The sequence below is a fragment of the Williamsia sp. genome, from assembly GCF_036566845.1.
Lineage (GTDB): Bacteria > Actinomycetota > Actinomycetes > Mycobacteriales > Mycobacteriaceae > Williamsia.
This window is the reverse complement of sequence record NZ_DATCVM010000201.1, coordinates 1-7,238: the sequence shown is the minus strand read 5'-3', so window position 1 is coordinate 7,238 and position 7,238 is coordinate 1. Positions and strand designations below refer to the sequence as shown.

9 protein-coding genes and 1 pseudogene are annotated in these 7,238 nt (G+C 65.0%); all 10 read left to right on the top strand.

Annotation, left to right across the window (positions count from 1 at the left end; translation table 11 throughout):
- Positions 1-143 precede the first annotated feature (143 nt).
- On the top strand, positions 144-596 hold the full coding sequence (locus VIQ49_RS19365; RefSeq protein WP_331887650.1) for a MarR family winged helix-turn-helix transcriptional regulator: 453 nt from the start codon (positions 144-146) through the stop codon (positions 594-596).
- 74 nt (positions 597-670) lie between these two features.
- Entirely contained in the window at positions 671-1,705 is a 1,035-nt protein-coding gene (locus tag VIQ49_RS19360) for a ferredoxin--NADP reductase (RefSeq protein ID WP_331887648.1), read from the top strand.
- 29 nt (positions 1,706-1,734) lie between these two features.
- On the top strand, positions 1,735-2,478 hold the full coding sequence (locus VIQ49_RS19355) for an SDR family NAD(P)-dependent oxidoreductase (RefSeq protein WP_331887646.1): 744 nt from the start codon (positions 1,735-1,737) through the stop codon (positions 2,476-2,478).
- 45 nt (positions 2,479-2,523) lie between these two features.
- Positions 2,524-3,795 (top strand): aromatic ring-hydroxylating dioxygenase subunit alpha, encoded by a 1,272-nt coding sequence (locus VIQ49_RS19350; RefSeq protein WP_331887644.1) that lies wholly within the window; start codon positions 2,524-2,526, stop codon positions 3,793-3,795.
- On the top strand, positions 3,792-4,133 hold the full coding sequence (locus tag VIQ49_RS19345) for a hypothetical protein (RefSeq protein ID WP_331887642.1): 342 nt from the start codon (positions 3,792-3,794) through the stop codon (positions 4,131-4,133). The genes VIQ49_RS19350 and VIQ49_RS19345 overlap by 4 nt, the downstream gene beginning before the upstream one ends.
- 37 nt (positions 4,134-4,170) lie before the next feature.
- Positions 4,171-5,016 carry a TauD/TfdA family dioxygenase gene (locus VIQ49_RS19340; RefSeq protein WP_331887640.1) on the top strand — a complete coding sequence of 282 codons (846 nt, stop codon included), beginning with the start codon at positions 4,171-4,173 and terminating at the stop codon, positions 5,014-5,016.
- A gap of 2 nt (positions 5,017-5,018) precedes the next feature.
- Entirely contained in the window at positions 5,019-5,558 is a 540-nt protein-coding gene (locus VIQ49_RS19335; protein WP_331887638.1) for a carboxymuconolactone decarboxylase family protein, read from the top strand.
- Between the two features lie 99 nt (positions 5,559-5,657).
- The gene (locus tag VIQ49_RS19330; RefSeq protein ID WP_331887636.1) at positions 5,658-6,941 is read left to right on the top strand and encodes a cytochrome P450; all 1,284 of its coding nucleotides are present in this window, start codon (positions 5,658-5,660) and stop codon (positions 6,939-6,941) included.
- Positions 6,938-7,129: a ferredoxin gene (locus VIQ49_RS19325; RefSeq protein WP_264025842.1), complete on the top strand. Its 192-nt coding sequence runs from the start codon at positions 6,938-6,940 to the stop codon at positions 7,127-7,129. Before VIQ49_RS19330 ends, VIQ49_RS19325 begins: the two co-directional genes overlap by 4 nt.
- 16 nt (positions 7,130-7,145) lie before the next feature.
- A pseudogene (locus tag VIQ49_RS19320) lies at positions 7,146-7,238 on the top strand (DUF1330 domain-containing protein); the annotation flags it as partial.

Genomic DNA, 7,238 nt, shown 5'->3' with positions numbered 1-7,238 from the left:
CCGACATCATCGCGGTACCGGGCGATCCGTCGCACGATATCGAGACCACCCTCGACGTGCGGTTCGTGATGAAGGACGGCGTGGTGTACAAGCGCTAACGTCAAGGAGTGGAGGCGCACATGGACGGTGACGCGGAGTTGGGCATCGAACTGACCGACAATATTTTGTGGCTGCTCAAACAGGCGTTCTATTTCACTCTGACAACGGTGAACGAGGCGGTCAGCGAGCACGGCGTGAGCACCGCCCAGATCGGTGTGTTGCGGCAGCTCTCCAACGAGCCCGGGCTGTCCGGCGCGGAGTTGGCCCGGCGGCTGCTGATCAGCCCTCAGGGGGTGCAGCTGGCACTGACGGCGCTCGAGCGGCGGAACCTGGTTCAGCGCAAGCAGGACCCACAGCACGGCAGAATTCTGCAGGCGTTTCTGACCGACCAGGGGCGCAACGTCGCAGGCGCCGTGGTTAATGACGCGATCGCCGCCCATGACAAGGTCTTCGGTGTGTTGAGCAAGGACGAGCAGAAGACGTTGCGGGAGCTGCTTGGCCGGGTGGTCGAGCAGGGCACCGGCCACCAGCTGTACGCCGACCACGTGGACAACTGACCGCGACCGCCGTGAGAACCGCCAGATAGCAAGTACTTGATGATAATGACAAGTACTTGATAACATAGGCGGTGATGGCCGAGGAAAGCACCACCGACGGATTCGCACCGCTGCGTATCAAGCGGGTGGTGCGGGAAACCGCCGATGCGGTGTCGCTGGTACTCGACGTACCGGAGCACTGCTCGCACCGCTTCCGGTACCAGGCCGGTCAGTTTCTGACCGTGCGGGTAACCGTCGACGGCAGGGACCTCCGGCGCTGCTACTCGATGTCCTCGGCGCCACTCGAGGACGAACTGCAGATCACCGTCAAACGCGACCCCGGCGGTGTCGTGTCGAATTGGATCAACGACACCGCTGTCGCGGGGACCGAGCTGCATGCCGCCCCGCCCGACGGCAGATTCGTTCTGCGCGAGATCGACTCGGACTCGGCGGACCTGGTCGCGTTCGCGGGTGGCAGTGGGATCACGCCGATCATGTCGCTCGTCCGCACGGCGCTGGCCGATTCGTCGCGACGCATCAAACTGTTCTACGCGAACCGCGCTCGCGATTCGGTCATCTTCTCCGACAGGCTGGCCCGTCTCGCGGAGGCCAACGCCGGTCGGTTGGTCGTCGAGTACCACTATGACGAGGACGGCGGTGTGGTCACGCCTGCCGCCGTCGACTCCTTCACCGCGGGTGTGGGCGCCGCCGAGTACTACATCTGTGGGCCTGCGCCCTTCATGGCGACGGTCGAGAACGCTCTGCAGGCGGCCGGGGTGCCCAAGGTGCGGTTGCACCTCGAGCGCTTCACGGTGGCCGACGCCGCTCCGGCCGTCACCGCCGATGACGCGCAAGCCACCGAAGAGGTCGTCATCGAGCTCGACCGCCGCGTGACGACGGCCGCCTACCGGAAGGGTGACACCCTGCTGCAGACCGCCCGTATGTCCGGGCTGCGGGCTCCGTCGTCGTGCGAAACGGGCTCGTGTGGAACATGTATGGCGCGAGTCGTCGAGGGTACCGCGCGCATGCTGAACAACGACGCGTTGGATGACGACGAGGTGGACGAGGGCTGGGTGCTGACCTGTCAGACGCTGCCCACCAGCCGCAGTGTCCGTGTGGTCTACGAGTAGGAGTACGCAAGCGTGATGGGGTGTAACAGATGAGCCGTGTAGCCGTCGTGACCGGCGGCGCCTCCGGTATGGGGGAATCGTCCTGCCATGAGCTCGCTCGACGGGGGCACAAGGTCGCGGTTATCGATCTCGACGGCGCCGCGGCGCAGCGGGTCGCCGAGGAACTGCGCGCCGGGGGGGCGGTCGCGCTCGGTGTCGCGGCCGACGTGACCGACCGCGCGGCGGTCGAGGATGCGTTCGCCAAGGTGCGTACCGAACTCGGTCCTGTGCACATCCTGGTGACGAGCGCCGGCCTGGTGGACTTCTCGCCGTTCATCGAGATCTCGCCGCAGACCTGGCAGCGTCTCATCGACGTGAACCTCACCGGAACCTTCCACTGCGCCCAGGTGGCGGTACCCGACATGCTCGAAGCGGGGTGGGGCCGCATCGTGATGATCTCGTCGTCGAGCGCGCAGCGCGGCTCTCCTGGGATGGCCCACTACGCCGCATCGAAGGGTGCGCTGCTCTCGTTGACCAAATCCCTTGCCCGGGAATACGGCCCAGTGGGCATCACGGTCAACAACATCCCACCGTCGGGGATCGAGACGCCGATGCAGCATCAATCCCAGGCCGCGGGCTACCTGCCGCCCAACGAGCAGATGGCCGCCAGCATCCCGGTCGGCCACCTCGGCACCGGAGACGACATCGCCGCGGCCGTCGGGTTCCTGTGCTCAGAAGAGGCGGGTTTCATCACCGGTCAGACGCTCGGTGTCAACGGTGGATCGGTGATGTGATGGGAACGGGTAAATCGAAAAGCGCACCACAACAGGGAGGTTCACATGGCTCGGTGGCCTAAGCCGGCAGAGGGCAGCTGGACGGAACACTATCCCGAACTCGGCACGGGACCGGTGTCTTTCCGTGACTCGACGTCCCCGGAGTTCTACGAGCTCGAGCGGGAGGCGATCTTCAAGCGGGCGTGGCTCAATGTGGGTCGCGTCGAGGAGGTTCCGCGAGTCGGAAGCTACTTCACCAAAGAGATCGAGGTGGCCAAGACGTCGGTCATCGTCGTCAAAGGCCGTGACGAGCAGATCCGAGCCTTCCACAACGTCTGCCGCCACCGCGGGAACAAACTGGTGTGGAACGACTATCCGAACGAGGAGGTCAAAGGCACCTGTCGCCAGTTCACCTGCAAGTACCACGGCTGGCGCTACGCGCTCGACGGCGAGTTGAAGTTCGTGCAGCAGGCGGGCGAGTTCTTCGATCTCGACCAGCAGCAGTACGGGTTGAGCTCGCTGCACTGTGACGTCTGGAACGGGTTCATCTTCATCAACCTCGACAAGGAACCGCGTCAGAGCCTGCGCGAGTTCCTCGGACCAATGGTCACCGCCCTCGACGACTATCCGTTCGAGATGATGACGGAGCGTTACGATTTCGTCGCGCACAACAACAGCAACTGGAAGATCTTCGCCGACGCGTTCCAGGAGTATTACCACGTCCCGTCGCTGCACTCCCAGCAGGTGCCCGCAGAGGTGCGCCAACCCAATGCATCCTTCGAGTGCGGGCACTTTCAGATCGACGGGCCACACCGTCTGGTGTCCACTGCGGGGACCCGGCGCTGGTTACTCGCGCCCGAGTACATGTACCCGGTCGAGCGCGCCACGCGCAGCGGTCTGGTCGGGCCGTGGCGGACTCCGGAGACTCACCAGTCGGCCGGGCTGAATCCGGGCGGTATCGAGCCATGGGGTATCACCAACTTCCAGATCTTCCCGAACCTGGAGATTTTGATCTACCACGGGTGGTACCTGCTGTACCGGTACTGGCCTACGTCGCACAACACCCACAAGTTCGAGGCCTACAACGCATTTCACCCGGCGAAAACGGTGCGCGAGCGCGTCGAACACGAGGTGGCATCGGTGGTTCTCAAGGAGTTCGCGCTCCAAGACGCAGGCATGCTGGGCGGCACTCAGGCCGCGCTGGAGTACGGCCTGGACGAGCCAGTAGTCGACGACTATCCGCTCAACGACCAGGAAATCCTGGTCCGCCACTTGCACAAGGTGGCCGTCGACTGGGTCGAGGAGTACAAGAACGAGCGCCGTCCGGTGGGAGTATGAGCGTGTCAGGACAACGACTGCCCAGTGCATTCGCCGAACTCGAACCTTTCGCCGAGAAATGGTGCCTGCCAACCGAACCGGAACGGTGGGAGACCCGACTGGCCACGCCGATGCCGCAGATCCACCAGTTCTACGACACGTTCTCGCCTCGTTTCGAGGAGGCGATCGACTTCTGCGACAAGTTCCCGCTCGACGATCTGCCCGAGGACGTGCTGAACCTCCTGCACCTGATCTACTCGATGATCATGGTGTCGATGGCCGTCGAGGTCTTCGGCACGCAGAAGCCCGCCGACTCCGCCGACGCCGTGATCGACCGCGTCGGCGCACCGGTGCCGTGATCCCACCTTCATACGCTCCATCGGGAAAGGACGGGCGATGAGCCTGCTGACGATCAACAAATTGACGGAGTGCGTCGGTGCCGAAGTGGTCGGGGTCGACCCCGACCGCCTCGTGAGCGACGACTCGCTCGCGGAGGCGGTGCTCGATGCGCTCGAGCGCAACGGGGTGCTGGTCTTTCCGAACCTGCACCTGGATCCCGAGGCTCAGGTCGCGTTCTGCCGGCGGCTCGGCGATGTAGACCACTCCTCAGACGGGCACCACCCGGTCGGCGGCATCTACCCGATCACGCTGGACAAGTCTAAGAATGCGTCCGCCGCCTACCTGCGAGCGACGTTCGACTGGCATATCGACGGGTGCACGCCGACCGGTGACGAATGCCCGCAGAAGGCCACGGTGCTGTCCGCGGTCCAGGTGGCCGAGCGGGGCGGGGAGACGGAGTTCGCCAATTCCTACGCCGCTTACGACGCCTTCAGCGACGAGGAGAAGGAGCGGTTCGGTGCGCTTCGAGTGGTGCATTCGCTGGAGGCATCGCAGAGCCGGGTCAACCCGAACCCCTCGCCGGAGGAGCTGGTGCGATGGCGATCCCGTCCCACGCATGAACATCCGCTGGTCTGGACACACCGCAGTGGCCGCAAGTCCCTCGTGCTGGGGGCTTCGGCGCACTACGTCGTCGGCATGGACCGCGACGAGGGACAGGCGCTACTGGCCGAATTGCTCGAACGTGCCACCCAGCCGCACCTGGTGTACAGCCACCGGTGGTCGGTCGGCGACACGGTGATCTGGGATAACAACGGCGTCCTTCACCGTGCGGCACCGTACGACGCCGATTCCCCGCGAGAGATGTTGCGCACCACAGTGCTCGGCGACGAGCCGATCTTGTAAGGATGGCATCCACCCCGCGTCTGGAGCCGCTGCCCGCCGAGGAGTGGGACGACGACGTCCGCAGTGCGCTGAGCCCGCTGTTGCCGACCGAGCGGGCCAACCCCCGCGACGCCGGCAACATCGTGAGCACGCTCGTTCGTAACAAGGGACTCACGCGCGCGTACCTCGAGTTCAACGCGCACCTTCTGCTGCACTCGACGGTTTCCCCCCGGGTGCGCGAGGTGGCGCTGCTGCGCGCGGTGCATCTACGTCGGTCCGAGTACCTCTGGGATCACCACGTGCCCATCGCGCAGCGCGCCGGCCTGACGGTTGCCGAGATCGAGACCGTCCGCGCCGGCGAGGTGATCGACCCGGTCGACGCGCTCGTCGTGCGTGTCGTCGACGAACTGGAGAGCTCCAGCACACTGAGCGATGGCACCTGGTCGCAGCTGCGCGAGCAATTCGACGAACAGCAGGTCCTCGATCTCGTTTTCACCGTCGGCTGTTATCAGCTGCTGGCCGTCGCTGTGAGTGTCTTCGGCATCCAGCCCGAGGAGTACTGAGACCGGTCTTCGTTGACGGCGCGCAGCCGGTATGAAAACCTGATACCCAGGAATGAGAATCGCGTTCTCGTATCGAGAGATCGTCGGAACGGAGCAAGCATGTCGGAAGACCTCACAACGGTCGACTTCTTCAGGGACAGTCGGCTGACGGACGACCCCTATACGTTCTACGAGGCACTCCGCAACAAGTGTCCCGTCAGCCGCGAGGACCACTACGGTGTCACGATGGTCACCGGCTGGCAGGAGGCTGTGGACGTCTACAACGACGCGGACACGTTCTCGTCGTGCATCTCGGTCACCGGGCCGTTCCCCGGCTTCCCCGTGTCCCTGGAGGGGATGGAAGACAGGGACATCACCGACCTGATCATCGAGCACCGCGACGAGATCCCGTTCAGCGACCAGCTGCCCACGCTGGACCCGCCAACGCACACCAATCACCGCGCCTTGCTGATGCGGCTGATCACGCCCAAGCGCCTCAAGGAGAACGAGGACGCGATGTGGCAGCTTGCCGACGACATCCTCGACGACTTCCTCGCCCCGGGTGAGGGCGAGTTCATCAAGGGCTTCGCCGGTCCGTTCACGCTGCGCATCATCGCCGACCTCCTCGGCGTGCCCGAAGAGGATCGCCCCGAGTTGCTCGAACGCCTCGCGCGGGGAACTCATGGCAGCGGCCTCGGCAACGCGGACAAGGCGCTCACCAAGACGCCGCTGGAGTACCTGTACGACGTCTTCGCGACCTATGTGGAGGAGCGTCGCGCCGAGCCTCGCGCCGACGTGCTGACCGGACTGGCGACAGCGACGTTCCCGGACGGAACCATGCCTGAGGTCGGTGACGTGGTGCGCGTGGCCACCAACGTCTTCTCCGCAGGCCAGGAGACGACGGTGCGGCTGCTCAGCACCGCGCTGAAGGTGCTGGGGGAGCGGCCCGACATCCAGGCCAGGCTGCGGGAGGATCGCAGCTTGATGCCGAACTTCATCGAGGAGTGCCTGCGCATCGAGAGCCCGGTGAAGGGCGACTTCCGGCTGTCGCGGGTCCCGACGACCGTCGGCGATCAGGCGCTGGCCGCCGGTTGCACCGTGATGGTGATCAACGGCGCTGCCAACCGCGACCCGCGTCGCTTCGAGAATCCCGACACCTTCGATCCCGAGCGCAAGAACGCGCGCCAACACCTGGCATTCGGCCGTGGGATCCACAGCTGCCCCGGCGCACCGCTGGCGCGCGCGGAAACTCGGGTCGGGCTGGAGCGACTCCTCGACCGCACGACCGACATCCGGATTTCGGAGAGCAAGCACGGGCCGGCCGGCGACCGCCGCTATCAGTACATCCCGACCTATATCCTGCGCGGGCTCACCGAACTGCATCTGGAGTTCGACGTCAAATGAAGGTCGCGGTCGACGAAAACCGTTGCGCCGGCCACGGAATGTGCCTGACGCTGTGCCCTGAGGTCTTCGAGTTGACCGACGACGGATGGGCCGTCGCCGACCCGGCGGAGGTGCCCGCCGGTCTGGAGACTGCCGCCCGCGAGGCCATCGACAACTGCCCCGAACATGCGATCGCCGAGATCGACTGAGAAGAAGGAGATTCGAGTGCCCAAGGGCTATGTGATCATCACCGAGGACGTCAAGGACGCCGCAGGCATGGCCGAGTACGGCAAGCTGGCCAGCCAGACGATGGGCAAC

Bases quoted from the DNA above. Each gene is read 5' to 3' on its own strand.
- VIQ49_RS19345 (WP_331887642.1), top strand. From the start codon at position 3,792: ATGAGCGTGTCAGGACAACGACTGCCCAGTGCATTCGCCGAACTCGAA.
- VIQ49_RS19325 (WP_264025842.1), top strand. From the start codon at position 6,938: ATGAAGGTCGCGGTCGACGAAAACCGTTGCGCCGGCCACGGAATGTGC.
- VIQ49_RS19360 (WP_331887648.1), top strand. From the start codon at position 671: ATGGCCGAGGAAAGCACCACCGACGGATTCGCACCGCTGCGTATCAAG.
- VIQ49_RS19350 (WP_331887644.1), top strand. From the start codon at position 2,524: ATGGCTCGGTGGCCTAAGCCGGCAGAGGGCAGCTGGACGGAACACTAT.
- VIQ49_RS19335 (WP_331887638.1), top strand. From the start codon at position 5,019: ATGGCATCCACCCCGCGTCTGGAGCCGCTGCCCGCCGAGGAGTGGGAC.
- VIQ49_RS19330 (WP_331887636.1), top strand. From the start codon at position 5,658: ATGTCGGAAGACCTCACAACGGTCGACTTCTTCAGGGACAGTCGGCTG.
- VIQ49_RS19340 (WP_331887640.1), top strand. From the start codon at position 4,171: ATGAGCCTGCTGACGATCAACAAATTGACGGAGTGCGTCGGTGCCGAA.
- VIQ49_RS19355 (WP_331887646.1), top strand. From the start codon at position 1,735: ATGAGCCGTGTAGCCGTCGTGACCGGCGGCGCCTCCGGTATGGGGGAA.